The sequence below is a fragment of the Mesorhizobium sp. B2-5-7 genome (genome assembly GCF_006440875.1).
In the GTDB taxonomy this organism is placed as follows: domain Bacteria; phylum Pseudomonadota; class Alphaproteobacteria; order Rhizobiales; family Rhizobiaceae; genus Mesorhizobium; species Mesorhizobium australicum.
In genome coordinates this window covers 69604-90652 of record NZ_VFUO01000005.1, presented here as the reverse complement: position 1 = coordinate 90652, position 21049 = coordinate 69604, and the positions used below count along the sequence as shown (strand labels likewise).

Annotated in this window: 21 protein-coding genes, 1 pseudogene and 1 other annotated feature; of the genes and pseudogenes, 16 read left to right on the top strand and 6 right to left on the bottom strand. The window is 59.1% G+C overall.

What is annotated here, in order from left to right; all coding sequences use genetic code 11:
* Positions 1-280: 280 nt before the first annotated feature.
* The 7 genes from FJ543_RS21575 to FJ543_RS21545 all read left to right on the top strand — a co-directional run bounded on the left by FJ543_RS21575 (position 281) and on the right by FJ543_RS21545 (position 7036).
* A complete protein-coding gene (locus tag FJ543_RS21575) occupies positions 281-1393 on the top strand; it encodes a helix-turn-helix transcriptional regulator (RefSeq protein ID WP_140876984.1) in 1113 nt (370 codons plus the stop codon).
* A 375-nt stretch (positions 1394-1768) separates the two neighbouring features.
* On the top strand, positions 1769-3043 hold the full coding sequence (locus FJ543_RS21570; RefSeq protein WP_140876982.1) for a YadA-like family protein: 1275 nt from the start codon (positions 1769-1771) through the stop codon (positions 3041-3043).
* A gap of 44 nt (positions 3044-3087) precedes the next feature.
* The gene (locus tag FJ543_RS21565; RefSeq protein ID WP_224682077.1) at positions 3088-3696 is read left to right on the top strand and encodes a hypothetical protein; all 609 of its coding nucleotides are present in this window, start codon (positions 3088-3090) and stop codon (positions 3694-3696) included.
* 356 nt (positions 3697-4052) lie between these two features.
* A complete protein-coding gene (locus FJ543_RS21560) occupies positions 4053-4319 on the top strand; it encodes a hypothetical protein (RefSeq protein ID WP_140876980.1) in 267 nt (88 codons plus the stop codon).
* A gap of 47 nt (positions 4320-4366) precedes the next feature.
* Positions 4367-5203, top strand: a complete 837-nt coding sequence (locus FJ543_RS21555; protein WP_140876979.1) for a hypothetical protein — start codon at positions 4367-4369, stop codon at positions 5201-5203.
* 29 nt (positions 5204-5232) lie between these two features.
* A complete protein-coding gene (locus FJ543_RS21550; RefSeq protein WP_140876977.1) occupies positions 5233-6663 on the top strand; it encodes an autotransporter outer membrane beta-barrel domain-containing protein in 1431 nt (476 codons plus the stop codon).
* On the top strand, positions 6581-7036 hold the full coding sequence (locus tag FJ543_RS21545) for an autotransporter domain-containing protein (protein ID WP_181174038.1): 456 nt from the start codon (positions 6581-6583) through the stop codon (positions 7034-7036). Before FJ543_RS21550 ends, FJ543_RS21545 begins: the two co-directional genes overlap by 83 nt.
* Positions 7037-8051: 1015 nt before the next feature.
* On the opposite strand, the pseudogene FJ543_RS21535 reads toward FJ543_RS21545, so the two are convergent.
* Positions 8052-9244, bottom strand: a pseudogene (locus FJ543_RS21535) (IS3 family transposase).
* Positions 8847-8961, bottom strand: a sequence feature (AL1L pseudoknot). Its footprint overlaps the pseudogene before it by 115 nt.
* Positions 9245-9594: 350 nt before the next feature.
* Between FJ543_RS21535 and FJ543_RS32215 the strand changes: the two are divergent.
* Positions 9595-9729, top strand: coding sequence for a hypothetical protein (locus FJ543_RS32215; RefSeq protein WP_281405330.1), 135 nt, complete (start codon positions 9595-9597; stop codon positions 9727-9729).
* On the opposite strand, the gene FJ543_RS21525 is transcribed toward FJ543_RS32215, so the two are convergent.
* The gene (locus tag FJ543_RS21525) at positions 9726-9944 is read right to left on the bottom strand and encodes a hypothetical protein (RefSeq protein ID WP_140876971.1); all 219 of its coding nucleotides are present in this window, start codon (positions 9942-9944) and stop codon (positions 9726-9728) included. The two genes, FJ543_RS32215 and FJ543_RS21525, sit on opposite strands and share 4 nt — an antisense overlap.
* 434 nt (positions 9945-10378) lie before the next feature.
* Between FJ543_RS21525 and FJ543_RS21520 the strand changes: the two genes are divergently transcribed.
* The 3 genes from FJ543_RS21520 to FJ543_RS31520 all read left to right on the top strand — a co-directional run bounded on the left by FJ543_RS21520 (position 10379) and on the right by FJ543_RS31520 (position 12371).
* Positions 10379-10936, top strand: a complete 558-nt coding sequence (locus FJ543_RS21520) for a dihydrofolate reductase family protein (RefSeq protein ID WP_140876969.1) — start codon at positions 10379-10381, stop codon at positions 10934-10936.
* Between the two features lie 578 nt (positions 10937-11514).
* The gene (locus FJ543_RS21515; RefSeq protein ID WP_140876967.1) at positions 11515-11811 is read left to right on the top strand and encodes a hypothetical protein; all 297 of its coding nucleotides are present in this window, start codon (positions 11515-11517) and stop codon (positions 11809-11811) included.
* A gap of 188 nt (positions 11812-11999) precedes the next feature.
* Positions 12000-12371 (top strand): hypothetical protein, encoded by a 372-nt coding sequence (locus tag FJ543_RS31520; protein WP_181174036.1) that lies wholly within the window; start codon positions 12000-12002, stop codon positions 12369-12371.
* Here the strand turns inward: FJ543_RS31520 and FJ543_RS21505 are convergent.
* Complete coding sequence (locus FJ543_RS21505; RefSeq protein WP_140876965.1) at positions 12363-13217, bottom strand: hypothetical protein; 855 nt, start codon at positions 13215-13217, stop codon at positions 12363-12365. The two genes, FJ543_RS31520 and FJ543_RS21505, sit on opposite strands and share 9 nt — an antisense overlap.
* Before the next feature lie 165 nt (positions 13218-13382).
* Here FJ543_RS21505 and FJ543_RS21500 point away from each other — a divergent pair, with 165 nt between their 5' ends.
* Positions 13383-14024: an ATP-binding protein gene (locus FJ543_RS21500; protein ID WP_140876963.1), complete on the top strand. Its 642-nt coding sequence runs from the start codon at positions 13383-13385 to the stop codon at positions 14022-14024.
* Between the two features lie 139 nt (positions 14025-14163).
* Here FJ543_RS21500 and FJ543_RS21495 read toward each other — a convergent pair whose 3' ends face one another.
* The gene (locus tag FJ543_RS21495) at positions 14164-14736 is read right to left on the bottom strand and encodes a helix-turn-helix transcriptional regulator (RefSeq protein WP_140876961.1); all 573 of its coding nucleotides are present in this window, start codon (positions 14734-14736) and stop codon (positions 14164-14166) included.
* Positions 14737-14832: 96 nt separating this feature from the next.
* Between FJ543_RS21495 and FJ543_RS21490 the strand changes: the two genes are divergently transcribed.
* The 3 genes from FJ543_RS21490 to FJ543_RS21480 all read left to right on the top strand — a co-directional run bounded on the left by FJ543_RS21490 (position 14833) and on the right by FJ543_RS21480 (position 16818).
* Positions 14833-15435: a hypothetical protein gene (locus FJ543_RS21490; protein ID WP_140876959.1), complete on the top strand. Its 603-nt coding sequence runs from the start codon at positions 14833-14835 to the stop codon at positions 15433-15435.
* Between the two features lie 57 nt (positions 15436-15492).
* Positions 15493-15951 (top strand): hypothetical protein, encoded by a 459-nt coding sequence (locus FJ543_RS21485; RefSeq protein WP_140876957.1) that lies wholly within the window; start codon positions 15493-15495, stop codon positions 15949-15951.
* 303 nt (positions 15952-16254) lie between these two features.
* Positions 16255-16818, top strand: a complete 564-nt coding sequence (locus tag FJ543_RS21480; RefSeq protein ID WP_140876955.1) for a LysR substrate-binding domain-containing protein — start codon at positions 16255-16257, stop codon at positions 16816-16818.
* 177 nt (positions 16819-16995) lie between these two features.
* On the opposite strand, the gene FJ543_RS21475 is transcribed toward FJ543_RS21480, so the two are convergent.
* The gene (locus FJ543_RS21475; protein ID WP_224682079.1) at positions 16996-17793 is read right to left on the bottom strand and encodes an IclR family transcriptional regulator; all 798 of its coding nucleotides are present in this window, start codon (positions 17791-17793) and stop codon (positions 16996-16998) included.
* The gene (locus FJ543_RS21470) at positions 17780-18190 is read right to left on the bottom strand and encodes an acyl-CoA thioesterase (RefSeq protein ID WP_181174035.1); all 411 of its coding nucleotides are present in this window, start codon (positions 18188-18190) and stop codon (positions 17780-17782) included. Before FJ543_RS21470 ends, FJ543_RS21475 begins: the two co-directional genes overlap by 14 nt.
* A gap of 95 nt (positions 18191-18285) precedes the next feature.
* Between FJ543_RS21470 and FJ543_RS21465 the strand changes: the two genes are divergently transcribed.
* Complete coding sequence (locus tag FJ543_RS21465) at positions 18286-21027, top strand: benzoate-CoA ligase family protein (protein WP_140876949.1); 2742 nt, start codon at positions 18286-18288, stop codon at positions 21025-21027.
* The last annotated feature ends 22 nt before the right edge of the window (positions 21028-21049 follow it).

Here is a 21049-nt window from a genome sequence, read left to right as displayed (position 1 = left end):
GAGCCGTCCACTGCATCAGAAGCGGACCGTCGGCTTACAGGGAGATTTGGTCAGAAGCAGCCGTTCCGTAGCCGCTCGCTTCAGGCATACGCAAGCTGGGGCTCAAAGCTTTGCAAAGCGACGTTAAGCACTGGGGAGATTGGCACGCGTCTCGTTGAGCTCCAATCAACTCGCCTCAAAGACATCCGTCGCTTGACCGGAGTTTTAGGCGTGGCATGTTGGCGCAGGAGCTGGCATGCCGCTTCCCTGTTTCACCACAGCTCAACGAAGCGTCACACCCATGTTCGATGATCTCACGGATAAGATTTACGAGGCCGCCTTTGTCCCGGACATGTGGGCGGCTGCGCTCGAGGCGGCCAGCGAGCTTTCGGGCTCGGCCAGCGGTTCCATCTTCGTTATGAACGACAATTCTCCGACTCGCGGCAGGATCAGTGACAATTCCATGGGTCACGGCAACGCGCTCGAAAGCGTCCGGCCTGTATTCGAAGAATTCCTCACCGGCGAGAACTGGAAGCTATCTCCTGGCGTCATGCGGATGTACGACATGCATCCGGCCAGTTTCGTCCATGTCGAAGCTTTCATGAGCGAAGAAGAGATCGAGCGCGACTTGGTGCGGCTGCGGCTGAGGGCAGCAGGGATCGGCGCTCACCTCTGTTCCGCGGTTGCCATGCCAAGCGGCGAACTCGTCACGTTCGTCTTTCAGCGATGGACCAAGGACGGCTTTTACGATCAGCCGTCGGTCGACCGGCTCGACCAGCTTCGTCCCCATCTCGCACGCGCGGGCCTGATATCGGCGCGATTGGGAGTGGAGCAAGCCAGAGCCACCGTCTCTGCGCTAGAGACCATCGGGTTGCCAGCCGCGGTGTTGACCGCGTCGGGACGTGTGGTGACGGCCAATGTCCTGCTGGAAAGCATGCCGTCCCTTTTTATCGCGATCGCTCGCGGCGGCCTGGCACTCGGCAACGCATCCGCCAATGCGCTTTTCCAGGAAGCAGTCATCCAAAACCAGCACAGTCGTGTCGTACGTTCGATTCCCATTCCTGCGAAAGAGGATCAACCGGCGTTGGTCATTCATCTTTTGCCGCTGCGCCGCGCGGCGCACGAGATCTTTTCGGGAGGCGACATTCTGATTGCCGCCACTGCCGTCGGTGCGAGTTCGGTCGTGCCGTCCCCGACTCTGCTTGCGGGGTTGTTCGACCTGACGCCTGCCGAAGCGCGCCTTGCCGCAGCCCTTTCGCGGGGGCAGCCTTTGAAGGACGCCGCGTTCGACTTGAGCATCACGGTAAAGACCGGCCGCACATATCTCGAGCGGATTTTCGCCAAGACCGGAACCCGTCAGCAAAGCCAGCTTGTGGCATTGCTGAGGAATGCGGAGCTGCCCAGCCGCGGATGACGGCAAGAACAATACAGCTGTCGCTTGACGCCCAAATGCGGCGGGCTGAGCGCCGCCGGGCTCCTCCCTGCAAATCGATTTGCCCAAAATCGGCGCCGGCCGTCTGCTTCTCAAGGTTGGCCGAGATCGAAACGTGCACGAGCTGGAATAAAGCCAGCTTCGTCGATCATTAGCAAAAATGCATGTGTAACCTGACGGCAACAGCCTCGCTCAACAAGGCACCAGCTGCATCACAAATGGCCGGACAGTCGTCATTTGCCGACTGTCCGAACACTCATCTGACCTTCAATTTCGCCCCACGTGTCCTGGCCGACCAAAATCGTGGCGGGGGACACCAGGAACTGGGGGCAGGCAGACGATGGTTTGGAGCGGCACATGAGCTATTGGAGAGTTCGAGGCGTCTACGTAGTTGCCGCGGTACTGGTGTCGGCGTTGGCGACCTTAGGCCCGGCGTTTGCCCAGGCGGTAATAGGCGACGAAGACGGGTGCGATGGAGATGACCAAGGCGATTTCGCCTGTGGATCCTCCTCGAACGCGGCGGGAGGAGCGAGCACTGGCATCGGCGGTTCCAGCCAGGCGGGACATGAAGGAACTGCCGTCGGATACAATGCCCAAGCCGGTTTGTCTGGCAAGTATGCCAATGTCGCGATCGGATCCAGATCTAAAGCGCTGGGGGAAGGCTCGGTCGCTATAGGTGGTAGCCTCCCTGAAGCGCTGCAGCCGGGAACTCAGGCGTCCGGGGACGGCTCAATCGCGGTGGGAAATCAGGCTGGTGCAGACGGCTATGCCGCAATCTCGCTGGGTTACCAGTCCAAGGCGGGGGGAAGCAGCGCTGTCGCACTTGGCAATGGAGCGCAAGCAAACTTCCAAGCATCAATCGCAATCGGTAACGGCGTTGTCACGGATCGCGACAACCAGATCAGGATCGGCAACGGTAATCAGACATATACAATGTCCGGCATCAACCGTCAGGCTAGCAAAGACGCGCAATCCGGGACAACCTATCTGGTGACCTCCGATGACGCCGGGAATATGGCCACCTCCACCTTCGATCTGGCGACTCTTGAGAACCTGCCAGCACAGGTCGCACAGAACAGCGCCGACATCACCAACCTGAGCACCAATGTCAACAATCATACGACGCAGATCACGGCCAACACCACCGAATTGGCCAACCACGAGAGACGCATCACCAACAACACGACGCAGATCGCGGCCAACACGACCGAACTCGCCGATCAAGAAACCCGGATCACCAGTAACACCAACACGCTGAATGAGCACACCACTCAGATCATCGACCTCGATACCAGAGTGACGAGCAACACCACCAACATCGCCGCACTCGACGGCCGCATCGGTGCGTTGGAATCCGGCTTCCAGGATCTCGGCGAGCAGATCAGCGAGAACCGCACTGAAGCGCGTGCCGGCACGGCGCTGGCCCTCGCCGCGGCGGGGTTGCGTTACGATGATCGTCCCGGCAAGCTTTCGCTCGCCGGCGGGTTCGGCAATTTCAAGGGACAATCGGGCCTCGCGTTGGGACTCGGCTACAATCCCAGCCTGGATTTCCGCCTCAACGGCGCTATTTCGGCAACCACCAACCATGGCGATGTCGGGGTCAGCCTCGGCGCCTCATGGACGCTTAATTGATCTGGGCAAGGACAGCGGTAACCGCAGGCACACGGCGGACCGGCGTGCGGGAAGGCTGTCTTCGGCGGGGGGCGATCGTTGCCGGTGCTATTCTGGCGCTGGTGACGATCGTCGGGCCGCCGTCCGCGGCTCATGCCCAGGCCAAAGAGAAGAGGGTCGGACAGAAGACGGCTCATCCCGCCAACATCGATCGTAATGGCGTGCTGATCTTGGCACGGAGTGCCTTGCTGGCACTCGACCAGGCCAACAAGACCGGCAATTATACCGTGCTGCGCGATCTTGGCTCGCCGAACTTCCAGGCCAACAGCGCGGCAGGGCTCGGCGACATCTTTGCGAGCCAGCGCAAGCAGGGGCTCGACTTCAGTGCGATTGCTGTGCTGGAGCCACAACTGACGCTCCTGCCCCAGATTGAGCCAAGCGGCATGCTGCACATGGCGGGCTTCTTTCCGTCGGTGCCGCTGCAGGTCAATTTTGAGCTTCTATTCGAGGCTGTGAACAGGCAGTGGAAAATCTACGGCGTATCGGTCAACCTCACATCGGGCGGCCCGCAGGCACCGGAGACGCCTGTTGCCGATCAGTCGAAGCCAGCCGCTGGCGGCCCGCCACCGGATGGGCCGTCGATCGCCGTCCAGCCGAAAAAGGTCCAGCCATAGCGAGTGGCGTAGGTCGACGCGGTCGTGCCTTCACCGAGCCGAAACCGCGCGTCGATATTGGAGCGTTTTGACAGATCCACGATGTACCGCGCCCGGAGCAGCCGGCGAGAATCCTTTGCTGAATCCAGCGATGCTGCCCAATCCTGCGTCGCTGAAGATTAGCGCAAATGAATGTATATCCCGGCGGCAACCATTGGTTCCAGCAAGGCAGTAGCCGCGCCACAAACGCACCAACCCTCGTCATATGACGACTATGAAAGTTGGCCGCATTCAATCAGCCATTGCATCGGACGCACCGACGGCCACCTCGGCATCGTGCCGAAGGCCGGCTGTCGGGATTTGGGCAAGGGCGGGACATGAATTTCAGCGACCGAAATCGTCACCATCGCAACCTCCTTCTGGCGCTGACGTTGGCCGCACCATGGGCGGCTCTCGCACCAACACCCACCATCGCCCAGATGATCATCGACGGCACGACGCGGACGGTTCCACCCGACTTGCACGTCGCCGGTGATCTTTTCGTCGGCACCCAAGGCGTCGGGGCTCTCACCGTCGTGGCTGGCGGCACGGTCACGAACGGGTATGGCAATATCGGCACCAGCAGCACCGCAACGGCACCGTAGCGGTATCGGGGGCTGGCGCCCTGTGGGAAAATTCCCAAGAACTCAGTGTGGGTATTTCCGGCACCGGTGCGCTCAATGTGGACGCCGAAGGCACGGTCAAGAACACCTATGGCTATAGCGGCTGGGGCACCGCCGGCCATGGTATCGTGACGGTCTTAGGGGCTGGCGCGCTTTGGCAGAGTTCGCAGGAACTCAGTATCGGCAATTCTGGCACCGGCTGGCTCAATGTCGGAGCGGGTGGGACCGTCAAGAATACTTCTGGCTACCTCGGCTGGGGCTCGACCGGCAATGGCACGGTAACAGTTGCCGGGACAGGCGCGTTATGGGAAAATTCTCTCGCTCTCAACGTTGGCAATAACGGCGCCGGCGTGCTTGGTGTCGGGGCCGGCGGCGTGGTCAAGAGCACGGACGGCTATATCGGCACCAGCAGCGCCGGCAATGGCACCGCGACGATCGAGGGGGCAGGCGCGCTGTGGGACAACTCCCTGGGCCTTCGTGTCGGCTATTCCGGCAACGGCGCCCTCAATATCGGGGCGGGCGGCACGGTCAAGAGTACGTTTGGCAATATTGCTCAGGCCATCACCGGCAATGGCACCGTGACGGTCGCGGGAACAGGCGCGCTGTGGCAGAATTCCAATATCCTCATCGTTGGCGTTTCAGGAACGGGCGCGCTCAATGTCGGGGCGGGCGGTACCGTCACGAACAAGTATGGCTATATCGGCAACAGCAGTACCGGCAATGGTGCGGGAACGGTCTCCGGGGCTGGCGCGCTGTGGGAGAATTCTGTCGAGCTCCATGTCGGTGATGGCGGCACCGGCGCACTGGCTATCGCCGATGACGGCACGATTGCGTCGGCACCAGCGGCGCGGGCGCTGTCTCGATAGGCGACCAGGCTACCAGCACCGGCACGCTTGTGATCGGTGCAGCGGCGACCATTACGGCCGCCGCGCCGGGAACTCTGGATGCCGCGCAGCTGAATTTTGGCGACGGCATCGGCACCCTGGTCTTCAACCATACTGGCACGGCCTACGAATTCTCCGCGGCCCTCGCCAGCACCGGTACCGGTACTCACACTCTGAACCATGACAGCGGGACGACCTTCCTGACCGCCGACAGTTCGGGCTTCACGGGGGCGACCAATGTGGATGGCGGCACACTCGTCGTAAATGGCTCGCTCGCATCATCGTCTCTGATCACAATTAAGCCGGGCGGCACACTGAAGGGGAAGGGAGCGGTCGGCGACACCATCGTTGACGGTGGTGTGTTGGCGCCAGGGTCCGGCGGGCCGGGAAGCTCCCTCACGGTTGCCGGCAATCTCAGCTGTAACGACGGCACTTACCAGGTGTTCGTTGATCCTGTCACGTCGTCGTTCGCCAGCGTGACCGGCAGCGCCGATCTGAGCGGGGCCACGCTGGCGGTCAGCACAAACGGCCTCGCCATTGGTCAGTTCAAGGTGCTGACCGCCGATAGCGGGCTTGGCGGAACGGAGTTCGCTTCCGTTACCGGGGTCACCAACACAGCATTCGTGTCGGTGACGGACAGTTATGACATCAACAACGCCTATCTCGACGTGACCAAGGTGCGCGATTTCGGCGATGCGGGCCGGACGCCCAATCAGATCGCCACCGGCGAAGGGCTGGACAGCATGCCGCAATCCGGTCCGCTGTTCACCGCCCTCGCCGATCTCGCCACCGATACCCAGGCCCAGGCAGCCTTCGACCAGCTTTCGGGCGAAATCCATTCATCGGTCAAGGGCATGCTGGTCGAGGACAGCCGCTTCCTGCGCGATGCCGCGACCAGCCGCATTCGTGCCGCTTTCGGTGACCCCGACGCAACCGAGCTGTCGGTGATGGCCTATGGCGAAGGTGGTCCCGAAATGGCCGCCGCTGACACTGACCGGTTCGCCGTCTGGGGCCAGACCTTCGGTGCGTGGGGGAATGCGGATTCCGACGGCAACGCCGCCGCACTCGATCGCTCAAGCGGCGGCGTGCTGGCGGGCGCCGACACGCTGGTGGGCGGCTGGCGTCTCGGTTTGCTCGGTGGCTACAGCCATTCCTCCCTCGATGCCGCCGATCGCAATTCTTCCGCCAAGGCCGACAGCTATCATCTCGGCCTGTACGGCGGCACCAACTGGGGTGCCCTCGCCATCCGCAGCGGTGCCGCCTATAGCTGGAACAGTCTTTCGGCGCATCGTTCCGTTGCCTTCACCGGTTTTGCCGATGGCCTGTCGGCCGACTACGATGCCGGCACCGCGCAGGTCTTTGGCGAACTCGAACAAGATCGATGCCGGAAGCGGCGTCAAGTTCGAGCCGTTCGCCAACCTCGCTTATGTCAGAGTACATAGCTATGGCTTCACCGAAAGGGGTGGTCCGGCGGCCCTGACCAGCACAGGCTCGACCACCGATGCCACCTTCACCACGCTCGGCCTGCGCGGCACGACCGGCCTGGCGCTCGGCACACTTGACGCCACCGCGCGCGGCATGCTCGGCTGGCGTCACGCCTTTCGCGATATCACGCCGCTGTCGACCGTGGCCTTCGCTGGTGGCGATCCCTTCGGCGTTGCCGGCGTGCAGATACTCAAAGATGCAGCGCTGCTGGAAGTTGGTCTTGACCTGTGGCTCGCCCGTAATGCCACCCTCGGACTTTCCTATTCCAGGCAGTTTGGCGAGGCTGTGGCTGATCAAGGGACAAAGATCGATTTAATTGTAAAATTCTAGTCTGGCGTTGCGAGGCATGTTCTCAGCGCCTCCATTTGCAACTGTTCGCGAACAGCTGAGCAGGGAGGGTCTGCCGCCGCGTCCCACGCAATTCAAAGGAACGATCATGGAGTCGGATTAACTCGAGGCGTCGTATTCCCCGTTTGGGGCTCGGTACATTCCGGATGCCGGGCGACGCCGCCCGTTCGTTGGTCGAAAGCGGGCTTGCCCCCTCGGCTTCCGCCTTATCGATATGGCAGCCATGTACGATAACGAAGCCGCCGTCAGCGCGGCGCTCGCGGCCTCCGGCATAAACCGCGAGGACCCGTCGCCCTCGCCACAGCCTCCATCTTGTCGAACGCCCTTAGTGGGAAAGTTCGTTCTTATAGAAAACCCCCTCCTTCATGATCGCCTGGAAGGATTTGCCCTCGTCCCCGAGCAGCGAGATGTCGGGGCGAATGCTTGCCGAGTATCACATAGAGGCCAGCACCTCTTTCAGAGCCGCCGAGCAAGCTACAGGGCGCCCACTGACGCTTCCCAGATGAGTTGATCATTTCCTTGAAGTGACAGACTACCGGAGCTGGCGAGTATCCAGTACGCCAGCTTGCCCTACCGAGCAGTTCGAGTTGCGGGACGAGTGTCAATAAAAAGCCCGCCACCATTCGGCATTGGGCGGGTGGTAACGATAGACATTTTCAATTAGCCGGTGAGCTCTGTGACCGTCATCAAGGAAGAGGTTTCGGCTGTGACAGCGGGTAAACGTTGACGCTTGCAGACTTGCCGTCGCAAAAGTTGAGCGATCTGGGATCACCCCCTTTCTAACTCGGCCAAGGTTGAACACTGCGAACTCCGACAAGCCCTTAACAGATGCAAGGTCCAAACGTCCGCAATCTGTCGCCTCGCAACACCGAGAGTTTCAGTAGGCGGCGGTCATCTTTCCCGCCGAGAGGCGGCCGCTCACGGAACCGCTTTCGAGATTGCAGACTTTTCAGTCGCCATGAGGTCGCCGCTCTTCCAGAACGACAGCTCCCCCTGGCTAGTAGCGCTCCTCGGCTTCGGCCGGCGGGATGTTGCTGATGGGCTCCAGCAGCCGGCGATTGTTGAACCAGTCGACCCATTCGAGCGTCGCGAACTCAACCGCCTCGAATGAGCGCCAGGGGTCCGCGTCGGTGAATGACCTCGGCCTTGTAGAGACCGTTGATCGTTTCGACGAGAGCATTGTCGTAGCTGTCGCCGACGCTACCCACAGAGGGGCTCAACGCCGGCCTCCGCCAACGCTCGGTGTATCGAAGCTGACGTATTGGCTGCCTCTATCGCTATGGTGCACGAGCCCACCGCAATTGATTGGCCGCCGATCGTGGAGAGCCTGTTCCAGAGCGTCCAGGACGAAGCTCGCATGCGCCGTCCGGCTCGCCCGCCAGCCAACGACCCGACGGGCATAAGTGTCAATGACAAAGGCAACATTGACGAAGCCGGTCCAAGTCGCGACGTAGGTGAAGTCGGAGCCCCACAGCATGTTCGGCGCCGGGGCATGGAACTGGCGATTGACGTGATCGAGAGGGCAAGGTTCCGCCTTGTCGCTCACCGTGGTGCGGATCGGCCTGCCGTGGATGATGCCTTCGAGGCCCATGGCTTTCATCAGGCGGGCAACCGTGCAGCGGGCGACATCGAAGCCTTCGCGCTGCACTGCCGCCAGACCTTGCAAAGGCCGTAGACGCGGACGTTAGCCTCGAACACGCGTCGGACCTCATCCTTCAAAGCTTCGTCCCGCTTCGCCCGAGCCGAACCGGGAGGGATCGATGCGCTTGGCGACATTGTCGTGGTAGGTCGACGAGGCGATCGGCAGCACCTTGCAGATCAGCTCGACCATGCGCCTCGCGGTGATCGTCGATGAACGCGATCATTGGCTTGAACCGGCGGTCGAGCTCCGCCTGGGCAAATACGCGGAAGCCTTGCGAAGGATCTCGTTGGCCTAGCGAAGCTCGCGGTTCTCGCGCTCCAAAGCTTTGAGTTTCGTCGCCACATCCGTGGCACACCGGCTCGCACGCCACTGTCGCGCTCGGCCTTCTTCACCCACTCATGCAGCGTCTGCGCCGTGCAGCCGATTGTGGCGGCGATCGATGACACCGCCGCCCACTGCGAGGCATCCTCGCCTCCGTGATCCAGGACCAGCCGCACCGCACGGGCTCGGACCTCGGGAGAGAACTTGTTGGTCGTCTTGCTTGTCATGGCTCCACCTTCAGGAGTTAGAGCCTCCGATCCACCCGGTGCGGTTCAGATCGAGATATGATAGCAATCACCTTACCGCGGCGTGCAGTGGCCGGTAGATTGGGTATGAGCCGCCGTAGTTTCACTAGAAATTTCCATGAGACGATGGGAACAAGCTTCATTTCTTGGCTGAGTGACCAGCGCCTAACACTGGCACAGCATCATCTGGAGGCGAGTAACCGCTCCCTTGAGCAAATTGCACTCGACGCGGGGTTCGGTAGTGCCGTGACTTTCCGTACGCAGTTCCTAGATCGGTTCGGCGTCAGCCCTTCGCAATGGAGACGATCGTTCCGAGGTGCGGGCGCAAGTCAATGGCTGGGAGCGATCCGATAGATAGCCTGTTGTTTTTAATATTTCTCTTTGCGGCCTTGACGCGAATTGTGCGTCTGGCTGTCGGCCACAACGTGGAAGAGCGCAAGATGCTCGGCAAGCTGATTGCTGTCTAACGAACCTGCGCCAGGTCGGCTGTCTGGTAAGGCGGCACAAGCGGACCGCGATTCCGCATGGTGAACAGCAGTTCATCCTCGTCGGTGAACCCGTTCATGAAGAGCATGAAAATGTGGGCCGCGACTTTCTCCCGGCGCGGGCTGTCAAACGGAATCCCACGCTCTAGGCAGATGGCCTTGTAGACGCGGGTCAGCATGGCGAGCTCGTCGTCCATGACAACATGACCGGGGTACAACATAGCCTTCCTCCAAAAGGCTACGAAGCTCGGAGAGTGCGACAAGAGTGTGAATTCCGCAATCAATTTTGGCGTGATCGAGGCTCGACGGGCTGGCTAAGCTCTGTGACAGCACCGCCACTTACAGTCCGGTCTCTCAAAATCTACTGTCACAGCCTCGTTGCTTCACAAGATGCCTACCTTGCTGCCCCGCTGCCTCGCTGCCTAGTGAACGCGACAGTTTCTTCCCGCAAGCATCTTTATTGGATGGCTACAACGGGCGGTCTCCGGTCCGCTATCGGATGTCGAGGATCAAATGCGGCCGTTAAAGGGCTCCGATTTCAGCGACGGCTTTCGACCTCATTTGACGAATTCAACATGAGCCGTAAGCAATGGGCGTAGGTGTTCTGCATGGTATTGGCTAGGGTCGCTGCATGGGAGTATTGACCTTCAGCATAAACGTTACCTTGGATGGCTGCGTCGACCATCAGGAGGGTATAGCCGATGATGAGACCCATGCCTTCTTCACACGCCTTCTGGACGAGGCCGGGGCGATGCTGTGGGGTCGCGTCACCTACGAAATGATGGAAAGCTACTGGCCCGCGGTCGCCCGCGGCGAGGTGGAGGCGCCGTCGGCGATATGGGAATGGGCGGTTAAGTTGGAGGCCAAGCCGAAGTACGTAGTGTCCTCGAAGCGAGAGGCTTTCCCCTGGACGAACAGCCACCGTATCGCTGGCGACCTTTGCACGGTGGTCCAGGGGCTCAAGGACGCAACCCCTGCTGGTGTGCTCCTCGGCAGCGGCAAGTTAGCGGCCGAGTTGGGCCGACTGGACCTGATCGACGAGTACAAATTCCTTGTCCACCCGAGGATCGCCGGCCACGGACCGACCCTCTACCAGGGCGGGCTGCCCAGCACACGACGACTCGAACTGATCTCGGCCAAGCCGCTCCGTAGCGGCGCGGTCGCCATGCATTACCGGCGTGCGCGCTGACCTAGCGGCTTGTCGCGCTGGATCTCGGATCAGCGCGCCGCAGGACGCCGCCTCTCCACAGGGACATGTCCCTCCTTTTGATGGGAGCTAGGGTGATGCTGGAGATGTTGTCGGCGATCGCGGCTTCTCATCCGAGGGTCAACGTCGCGCATCCCTTCGCATTGCTGGCCAAGGGCAAACTTGGTCGGCCCGCGCTCTTCTGCCGAGGGGCGCGGGCTTCCAGGCCCCAGCGCGCCGTGCTTTGGTTGCTCAAACCGAGTGCGGCAACTGGCGATCCTGGTCATGGATGGACCGTGCCAACGCGTGTAGCTTCAGGGCCTTACTTTGGCGGCCGGCAAGGGCCGGCAGCGTCGCCAATGCGTCCACCTGAGCTGCTAGCGTTCGCGCCCTTTGACGACTTCAGGCTTTGCCTCTCCATCGTCGGCTGCTCGTGCCACGTATCGATGCGAGCCCCTGAGGTGAGCCAATGTGAAGCGGGCAGCTCCGGACACTTCTGCCGGAGCACCTGGCGCCAAGTGTTCGCATGCAGGAACCTCCTGACGCGCATCGAGTTGATTACATCGTCAAACGGAGCAACGATGAACGTCGCAAACCTGCAACTAGAGGGGCTGATGATGGCAGTAGCGGCCATCAACAACGCGCTCGTCCACAATGGGATATTGTCGATCGATGCAATCGACGATGCGCTACGCAAGGCTGAAGCTTCAGTTATAGGGGAAGAGCGGGTCTACGAGGACATGTCGCCGGCCAACAGGGATGCGATCTGTTTCCCGTTGAGGCTGCTGCAGCTCGCCAATCTTTCGCAGGACGAGACCGGGGTGCCGCCCTTCTCGGAATTGGCCCGGCAGGTGGGCCAGACAAACGACCAGAGGTAGCCCGAAGGGGAAGCGAAACCAAATCGCTAGTTGTAGAGATACGCGGCAGGCATCTTCGGGCCGCCGAGAAAGGCCGCTCATCCCCGAAACCTTTCGGTGTACCAGGTGATCTTGCCGTCCATCTTCATCGGCTTGTGGATCATCAGCTTCTTGGGAAGGTGTTTGGGTGGACCTCGAGGAGCGTGATCTTGACCGATGGCTGCACCGGTTGCAGTCGAATTTCAGCTTCAAGGATCAACGCCGCCGCCATAGACCATTATGAGATCGGCCGATCTGCAGTAGCGGACGTTGCCGCAACTGCATTCCACCTTCACAAGCATATTGTGCCGAGTCGCCTTCCCCAGCATGTCGATCGGATCTTGCGCCATGAGAACAGAAAAGGAACAAATTCCTTGCCCGTCAAGCGGTCTCATGGCATCTTTCCGCAGATGAACGACGAACCAATCAGGCTTCCCGACGGCATAACGCCCGTGCCGCGCGAGCGCGCCAGAGTGCTAGGCCGTGAACTCATAAATGGGATTGACCGAGATGGGGTTGAAGCGGAGTTAGCGCTATTTTGAAATAGGACCACCGCAAAGGCTGCCACCCGGCCCGATACTGCTCTTGGGGTTCCTCAGTCGGCATGCCTCTGCGAAAAGAGCCGGGAAGTCCTCGGACGGTCCAATAGCGTGGCGCACAAATGCCGTGATGGCTTTGCCTTCGCGCTCAGCTTGCCGAGAATGGCTCTCACCAGTGCTATCCCAAACCGTCCATACTGCAGCAAGATGCTGTTTGATTGGTATTGCTGCCGTGCAAAAATTGGTTTTGGAAGACTTGAGGTTCCGATCACAAACGACAGAAGCTTCGTTAACCCTCAGTTGCATCGAATGAAGTTGGTCGGAGACGCGTTCGCCGCCAACGGTGAAATGGTTGTCGAACGCATCAAATTTCCTGTCGTCGACGACATAAAAGCGATTTTCCGGCATCGCCTGCTTAAGCGCCGCCCATGGGTCATCGCAAACGGACTTGGACCATTGCCGGCTAAGCCGAGCACAGATCCTTTTGAACGGCTGCGGGTCGAGGTCATTCCATCCATACGCATATACCTCAATCTCAAGCTGATCCATCTTCGCCGCGCCTTGGGGGTTGGTGGCAGCCTTGCGAAACGCCTCCAAGCGATCTGTCGCCGCATGGCGATCTTGCTGTCTGTTTAGCGAGAATGACGGTTTCGCGGCGACATAACCGGTGAGCGCAATAAAGGGCAAGACGAGAGGCACGTCGCCGACAACGACATGAGCATCGGAGGCGAGAAAATCGATATCAGCATCCGAGACATGTTTTGGCGAGGGCGAGCACGATGCCAAATTGTTGCTAACCATCACGAGGCAAGTGACCAAAACGAACGAAGACAAGGGGCGTCGTATCATTCCCCGCCTCTACATGATGCCGATTGCGGAAGAGTTAGCGGCTGCCACTGAATTGTCGCAACGTCTGCAATGCGTCGTTTTCCAACTGACGTCTTTCATATTGCACTGGATTCTGATTCAAGCTCGACATGAGCCGATATGACCTGACCGATTTCGAGTGGCGCCTTGAGGCTGTTTCTTGAGCACGCACAACCAGACAAGCAGCCGAGCGGCGAAATGCTTGAGGCTGCGCGCAGTGCTGCTGCCGAACTGGAATCGATCACCAACGGTGTGCTTCAGATCGCCTATGCACCACAAGATTCAAGCACCATGGCGCTCGGCCGACTGCTCGAGGATATCACGCGCGATCGCGGCAGTTTGGTGCAAGTCTTGGTCGATCCCAAAGCGCGCCTGCACCCTGTACCGGCGGCGCCGTTCCGGTTGGTGGTCAACGAGCTGATAGAAAACGCTCTGGCCGCGTTATTCAGCGTCAAAAACGAACGAGTTCTCATCTCCGCGACACTCAAGCGGCACCCATTCCTCCCGTGCAGTTATCTCATGCTAGAAGTGACGGATAAAGGCACAGGCATGCCACCTGAAATCGTTGCAAAAGCGACGACCCCATTCTTTTCAACGCGGGCTGGAAATCATACTGGCCTTGGACTGACCGCATGTTCCCAGATGGTCTCGACGCTGAAAGGAAGACTTATTATCAACAGCGCACCCGGTGCCGGCACAACCGTAGGAATCAGGATTCCAGTGCACTCGACTGCCGCCACTTCATGGCAGTCGCTCCTCAGGCGCGGGCGAAAAGAAGCTCGTGGGTAGAGTGGCCCGATCCGAACCAACACTGCTTTTGCATCTGACGAGGGTCAGTTTCCATTTGTCAACTGAACCCGTTCGCGAGAACAAAGATTAGATCATTACCGTCGTTGCCTCAGGGACGGATATTGGTTGTGCAGGTGTCTCATGTCTCACTGAGAGGACTACCTGCGCGCCCGGCTGGATTAATAACGGGTGGATCAGTTGTTGGCGGAATTTTATCAGAAAAGAGGAAGGTCGCTGGATCAAGCCTCAACGCTTTGGCGATCGCGGCAATCGTGTCGACGCTGATATTGCCGCTCGCGCGTTCCAATTTCATGTATGTCGCCTCCGCCACGCCGATGAGCTCGGCCATTTCATAGCGGTGCAAAGTACGTCGTTGTCGCTCAAAATCGATGATGTGTGCCAGCCTCTTGCGGATCGCATTGTCGTCTAACCGATGCGCCCATTCCGGAACTTTCTTGCCGCCGGCGAGCAGCCCTGCAAAAGAAACTTGCAAGCCGTTTGCCATGATCTGCAGCGTCGTTAATGTGACATTATTTTTCTGACGCACGGTCTGGATGTAGGTTCGATAGGCCAGTTTTTCGCCCTCGGCGGTCCGAAACAGCTCGGCCATGTGCATATGGGAAAGGACACGTTTGGCTCTCTCCCGCTCAAGCGCCAGGGCTATGTTGGCGCGCAACGGGTTGTTGACCGCGCCCGCGTCGTCTCGTTTCATAAATCGGTGTACTCGCACAAACCTGCCTTTTCGATCTGTCCTTTTTCGCGCGGATCATCCATAGTAAACTGTCAAATCCGCAGCGAGGAAAAGGCTATGACCATACTCAAATTCCTTCTGGCGAGTGCCGTCGCGCTGGCGGGCACAGCGGCTCTTCCATCCCAATCAAAAGCGTCGGAATGGGGATGTCAGGTCCTCCTATGTCTTTCCGGCGACTGGCAAGGCACCCCCTCGTGCCACCCTCCAATTTACAAGTTGATCGCAGCGATGGAAGCCCCGGGTTTTAATTGGCCGACCTGTCCGCAAGCCAACTCCAGCGCGGCGAGATTCGAGAAGTATGAGGATTGTCCGTCTGGCTGGCAAGCAGTTGGCAGCTCCGAATCCGATCGGCCGGGCTTAGGTCAAGAACGAAATATCTGCCGCATCGCTGCCGATAGGCTCTCCCGGCCCGTTGATTTCAAAAACAACGCCCTCGGCGGGCATCATGGAGACGGATCACGTCCGGTCCAAATCGAAATCAACGGTAAGTTGGTGACGGCAGAAATCCAGAGCACGGGCAACGATAGTGGGCATTCCGCTGGAAATGGTCCCACCTACTTCACCATCTATCGACCGATGCGAGAAAAACCCTGGTTCATCGAGTATGACGATGCGAACGGCATACGCCAGAAAAGCTGGTTTAACCTCAACATGCCATAGGCAAGGCGATCACTCAGGACGGGTCGCTATGGGGGTCACAATTCAGCGAGGTTTGTAGTGTTCAAGGTGCTTCTCCTGTCCACTGTGATTTTGAACACAGGCGCTGTGTTGACAGCGGCTGGTCAGAGCGACAAGCCGCGATCAAACGTGGACAATCCTATGTGGCCCGCTTCACTAAAATGGGACTGCAACACAGCTACCAAAATCGTGTGCGAGCGTGATGGCAGTTGCTCGGCGGCTGAGGACCGCACTGGATTTGTGCTGAACTACGGCAGCAACGAAGCCGAGTTTCCGGCCGGCAATGTCAGGATCAAACGCCACTATCAACAGACCGTGCAGGGGAGCCCTTTGCAGCAGGAAGTTAAAGTTGAACTGTCCGACAATCGCGTTCTTTGGCTGACGGCCGTGGATGCCAGACGCACTTATTCGCAAGCGTGGGTCGGCGCACTGAGCGAGTTGAAGGGGGGCGCGGTTCTGATGGAATCCAAGGGGGTCTATTGCATGCCACACAAGTGAGTGCACCGAGAGGGGAGGCGAGCGAGCGAAGGCCGATAGGGTCCCACTTGGGACGCGGGCGGTTAAGAAGAGTCCATAGTCGCCCACCAAGTTTTAATCTGAGGGTGAGATGGGGGCCGTTTAACATCGATCTGTCGATCTGAGGGAAGCTGATAGTAATGCTGTAGATTACAATCGGCAAGGCGGAATAAGGTGCTATAAATACGTTGAAATGTTAAGAAGTATTATCTTTTACTGATGAAAGTCGCTTAATCATCTTATGGAACTAGAAATTCAATAGCTTAACGCCGCTTGTTCAACTTCATGGCCGACAACCCACGCTTCAGGCTTACCGTGACGACGTCCGGCCAGTTTCAGGGCGTGGACTGGAAGAAAACCGATGTCGCGGTTGTATATGGCATCCCGCCATGGCCGGGATTTTGGTGGCGGCTTCTTCACGGAATCCACATGACCCCTGTATGCAGCCCGCAACTTCTGCGCGGTCCGACCGCTATTCGGCAGCCAAGCGACCTAGCTTATCACCGGTTGCTGCATGAAGATGATGGTTCGCAGTGGCGGCGCTATCAGGGAGCGGTTGGAGGCGGCCATGTCGGCCTGACCGACGTCTATTTCGACGACTTCGGAATCGTTCTTCAGGCAGCTCGAGACGGTTTCGGTGTCGCCCTCAGCGATGAGATCATCTCCGCGCGAGATCTTGACGAGGGGCGGTTGGTAACCCCTCCTATGTCGGTTCCTGCCATTCACAATTACTATTGCATTTGCCCGGAAACGAAACGCGGGCACGAGGAAGTTTTATACTTCGTCGATTGGCTGATCGCCGAGGCCTCACTGATTCTGGGCTATCGTCACAACACGCTATTTCCTTAAAGTCCGAAAGTAGCTTCGCGGCATGGAATAGTCCGCCAAACTGCTGAAAGTCGCAAGTGCCGGCTCTCCACCGCATTGTAACTATCGGATTACTTGATTGTCGCTAAGTGTGAAAGATCAATTGATTGACCAATAACAGTGCCTGCATCGCGCGCGAAGATTGTCGTACCTATCATTTCAGATTGACGGCGGCACGACGGATTTCTCCGCGCAGAATGCCACGAGGCTTATAACTTCCGAGGAGCCCGGCTTGATCGCTTCCGTATCTGTCCCGATCAGGGTGATAACTGCTTGGGCTTCATGCTGCCAGTCTAAGATAGGCGCGGCAATGGCGACCAGACCCGGAATAAATTTACCCTCAACGAAGGCGTAGCCCCTTTCCCTTGTAAGCCTGTTCAACTTTTCGATCCCATTGACGGTGGGTTCGAGATCGGGCGCTATAGAGGGGTTCTTCTTGATGCGGCGCAGTTCCGCGTCACAAGATGCCTTTATGGCCGCCGGTGGAGCCCAGGCGAGAAAGGCTCTTCCCGTGGCCGAATTCAACAATGGCAGCGTAGTGCCGAGTCCCATCGACGTAACGGTGGGGGACTCTGCGCGCTCCCAGCGAACAACGGTTGCACCACCGTTGCCCCACACGGAAAGAAGCGCCGTCATGCCCGTTTCGGCGCAAAGTTCGGCGACACCGTCTGCCGCGAAGTTGACGAAATCATGCCGGCCAATGGCAGCCAGACCAAGCTGAAGTGCGCCGGGCCCAAGCAGATATTTTCCGGACCTCCCAGTTTGCGCGACCAGCCCAACCTTCATGAAGGAAGACAAGTAGCGATGCACCTTGCTAACCGGCATTCGGCACGTGCGAGCCAACTCAGAAAGAGTTACAGGCTCACGAAAGGCCACGACCGTGTTGAGAACGCGCAGCGCTGCATCGAGGGACTGAATTCCAGCGCTTTGCCTCGCGGCTCCCTCATCCTTGGCCAACTGCTTCCATAACCTCCCTGAATGGTGCGACTTCGGCCGCGAACATAGCATCGCTGCTGCGCTTGAAAAGCCCCCTGGTCTCCTGTGCGGCGAACCTCAACTGTCCGTCGACCTTTCCCTCATAGGCCAGGACGATGGCCTTGCGGTTCCATATTTTTAAGGCCAGCGTCACTTCGAGGATATCGCCATCAGTCAGCGGCCTGTGAAATTGGGTCTTGGTGTCGAATAGGCCAAGACCTATCGCATCCAGTTGTTCACAGATGGCGGCATGCCCCCCCGCAGTCTTCAGCCAATCATGGAAGGTTTTGTCCAACCATCTGAAAATATTGGGATAAAATACGATGCCAGCGGGATCGCAATCGCCGAATGTCACCTCGACCCGGGTCAGATGCTCCATGTCCAATTTTTCCACGATTAAAAACTCATTGCACATTCTGGAAATGAGACTAATCTGGCCGGCAATGATTGTCGAGCGATCTTAGAGGAGGAGAGATGGCACGGCTTGCTAACGTCGAAATTCTTGGGGCAGGTCCCGCGGGTCTCTACACGGCCATCCTAATGCGCCGGTTCATGCCGCACGTGAAGTTGCGCGTGACCGAACAAAATCCCTCGGGCGCGACCTTTGGCTTCGGCGTCGTTTTCTCCGACCAGGCTCTGGATTTCCTCAAGGCTTCCGATCCTGCGATATATGATCTGATCACGCCACATATGGAGCGTTGGAAGAACATGACGCTCAATCTGCCGAAGGGCAACGTGACCCTGGATGGAGTAGGGTTCTCGGCAATCGGGCGATTGGAGATTATCGAAATCCTGCGGCGACAGGCGCAATCCATGGGCGTCGAACTCCGTTTCTCGCATCAGGTCATGACCCTTGACGAGCTCGATGCTGAGTTGATCGTCGGCGCAGATGGACTGAACTCCCTCATCCGTCGAAGCTCCGAAACCGAGTTCGGGACCAATCTCGAGCACTTCACCAACCACTTCGCGTGGTTCGGCACGAACCGGCCGTTCGAAACGCTCACGCAGACCTTCATAGACGCTGAGCTCGGCGCCTTGAATGCCCACCATTATCGGTTCGAGAAGAACAGAAGCACGTTCATCGTGGAATGTGACGATGCAACGTTCCAGCGGTATGGTTTCGCTTCCAAGAGCGAGCAGGAGAGCGCACAGATGTGCGAGCGTCTGTTCTCGGAAGTGCTGGAAGGCGCTCAACTCGTTACCAATAAGTCCATGTGGCGCCAGTTCCCGAAACTATGGTGCGAAAAGTGGGTCGCGGGCCGGCACGTCCTCCTGGGGGATGCTGCACATACCGCGCATTTCTCGATCGGATCGGGGACCCGGCTGGCGCTGGAGGACGCGATCGCTCTCGTCGACAAGCTGTCGACCATTGACGATGTCGATGAGGCTCTCGCCGCCTATCAGGCCGAGCGGCCGCCGATCGCCAAGAAAATCGTCAATGCAGCCAACACATCCGCGCGCTGGTACGAAGATTTCGCATCGAAGATGGAGCTTCCGCCGCTCGACTTCGCATTCGATTACATGTCGCGTTCGGGCCGCATGGATTTGGATCGGATGCGGCGACTCGCGCCGGAATTCGTGGCGCGTTACGAGCGCGAAAAGGCGGCGACGCCGGCCGCGATCATCGATCCCGTCGGCGACGGAACGTCGGGTGCCGAGGAGATCGGTTTCCGCAAGGCAGACCATCCGAATTGCTCCTCGTTCCTCTGGGACAATCTCGAACGCAATCCGGAAAAACTCGCGGTCATCGGACCGGCGGGGTCGCGGACCTATCGGGAGCTCATCGCGGAAGCGGCACGATGGGGCAACGCATTCAAGGCGGCCGGCCTGGCGCAGGGCGACAGAATACCGTTCTTCCTCGACGACACACCATCCTTCCCCGAGGCATTCTTCGGCGCCGTGCGTGCGGGCTTCGTTCCCGTGCTTCTCAACATCCAGACCCGTCCGGATGTCCTGAACTTCTTCCTGAAGGACACATCGGCGACGATCGCGGTTTGCGAAGCGGCCTTCGCCACAATGTTCGCGGATCAGGCTGTCGAGGGCTCGCTGCTGAAGCAGACGGTCATCGTCAACGGCGAATGCGACGGTCCTGGGCTGATAAGGTCCGACGCCTTTCTCGCGGGGCATTCGGAAACACTGGAATGCACGCCGACGACGCCTGACGACATGGCGTTCTGGATGTATTCGTCCGGTTCGACGGGACGTCCGAAGGGCATCGTGCATCTTCATCATGACATGGCCTATAGCCAGCAGACCTTCGGCGCCCGCGTGCTCGATCTGCAGGTCGATGACATCGGGTTCTCCGTGCCCAAGGCCTATTTTGCCTATGGCTTCGGCAACTCGCTGCTGTTTCCGTTCGCGGTGGGCGCGACGAGCCTGCTGCTAGCGGGCCAGCCCCGGCCGGAAGCTGTCCTCGACGCAGTTGAGAAATACCGGCCCACGGTCATTTTCGGCCTCCCCACACTCTACACGGCACTTGTCCACAGCAAGGAGGTCGAGAAGCGCGACCTGTCCTCGCTTCGCCTGTCTATGTCCGCGGCCGAGATCCTGTCTCAGGAAGTCTACACTTCATGGAAACAGCTGACCGGTCATGGGCCGACGGAAGGGCTCGGCTCCACCGAAATGCTGCATATCTATCTTTCCAACAAGAAGGACGATCATCGCATCGGTTCGGCAGGCTGCCGGGTGCCGGGTTACGAAATCCGGCTCGAAACGCCGGACGGCCAACCGGCCCAGCCCGGCGAAGAGGGCCTGATGTTCGTGCGCGGCCATTCATCGACGCCCTGCTACTGGAACAGGCCGGACAAGACCCGTGAAACGATGCGGGGGGACTGGATCTATACCGGCGACCGCTTCATCGAGACCGACGGCTACTACTACTTCCAGGGACGTGCCGATGATCTCATCAAGGTCTCCGGTCAATGGGTCTGGCCACTGGAGGTGGAACGGTGCCTGAGCGAGCATCCGGATGTGCAGGAGTGCGCCGTCATGGCGCATAAGCTTCCCGATCAGCGCATGACACTTCGTGCAGTCGTCCAGCTCCGTTCCGGGCTGGCTGCCGGTGATACACGCTCCCGGGAGCTTGCCGACTTCGTCAAGGCCCGGCTGCAACCGCACAAATATCCCCGCATCATCGAGTATGTGCGGGAAATTCCCAAGACAGGAACGGGAAAGATCGACCGTCAAGCGCTGCTTCAGGATGCTTCGGCCGCCTGAAAACCAGAATGTGGGGCCACGC

Excerpts from the sequence above, each read along its gene's own strand:
- FJ543_RS21520 (WP_140876969.1), top strand. The coding sequence starts at position 10,379 with ATGGGAGTATTGACCTTCAGCATAAACGTTACCTTGGATGGCTGCGTC.
- FJ543_RS21515 (WP_140876967.1), top strand. The coding sequence starts at position 11,515 with ATGAACGTCGCAAACCTGCAACTAGAGGGGCTGATGATGGCAGTAGCG.
- FJ543_RS21560 (WP_140876980.1), top strand. The coding sequence starts at position 4,053 with ATGAATTTCAGCGACCGAAATCGTCACCATCGCAACCTCCTTCTGGCG.
- FJ543_RS21465 (WP_140876949.1), top strand. The coding sequence starts at position 18,286 with ATGGCACGGCTTGCTAACGTCGAAATTCTTGGGGCAGGTCCCGCGGGT.
- FJ543_RS21575 (WP_140876984.1), top strand. The coding sequence starts at position 281 with ATGTTCGATGATCTCACGGATAAGATTTACGAGGCCGCCTTTGTCCCG.
- FJ543_RS21505 (WP_140876965.1), bottom strand. The coding sequence starts at position 13,217 with ATGATACGACGCCCCTTGTCTTCGTTCGTTTTGGTCACTTGCCTCGTG.
- FJ543_RS21470 (WP_181174035.1), bottom strand. The coding sequence starts at position 18,190 with ATGGAGCATCTGACCCGGGTCGAGGTGACATTCGGCGATTGCGATCCC.
- FJ543_RS21490 (WP_140876959.1), top strand. The coding sequence starts at position 14,833 with ATGACCATACTCAAATTCCTTCTGGCGAGTGCCGTCGCGCTGGCGGGC.
- FJ543_RS32215 (WP_281405330.1), top strand. The coding sequence starts at position 9,595 with ATGGCTGGGAGCGATCCGATAGATAGCCTGTTGTTTTTAATATTTCTC.
- FJ543_RS21525 (WP_140876971.1), bottom strand. The coding sequence starts at position 9,944 with ATGGACGACGAGCTCGCCATGCTGACCCGCGTCTACAAGGCCATCTGC.
- FJ543_RS21495 (WP_140876961.1), bottom strand. The coding sequence starts at position 14,736 with ATGAAACGAGACGACGCGGGCGCGGTCAACAACCCGTTGCGCGCCAAC.
- FJ543_RS21570 (WP_140876982.1), top strand. The coding sequence starts at position 1,769 with ATGAGCTATTGGAGAGTTCGAGGCGTCTACGTAGTTGCCGCGGTACTG.
- FJ543_RS21480 (WP_140876955.1), top strand. The coding sequence starts at position 16,255 with ATGGCCGACAACCCACGCTTCAGGCTTACCGTGACGACGTCCGGCCAG.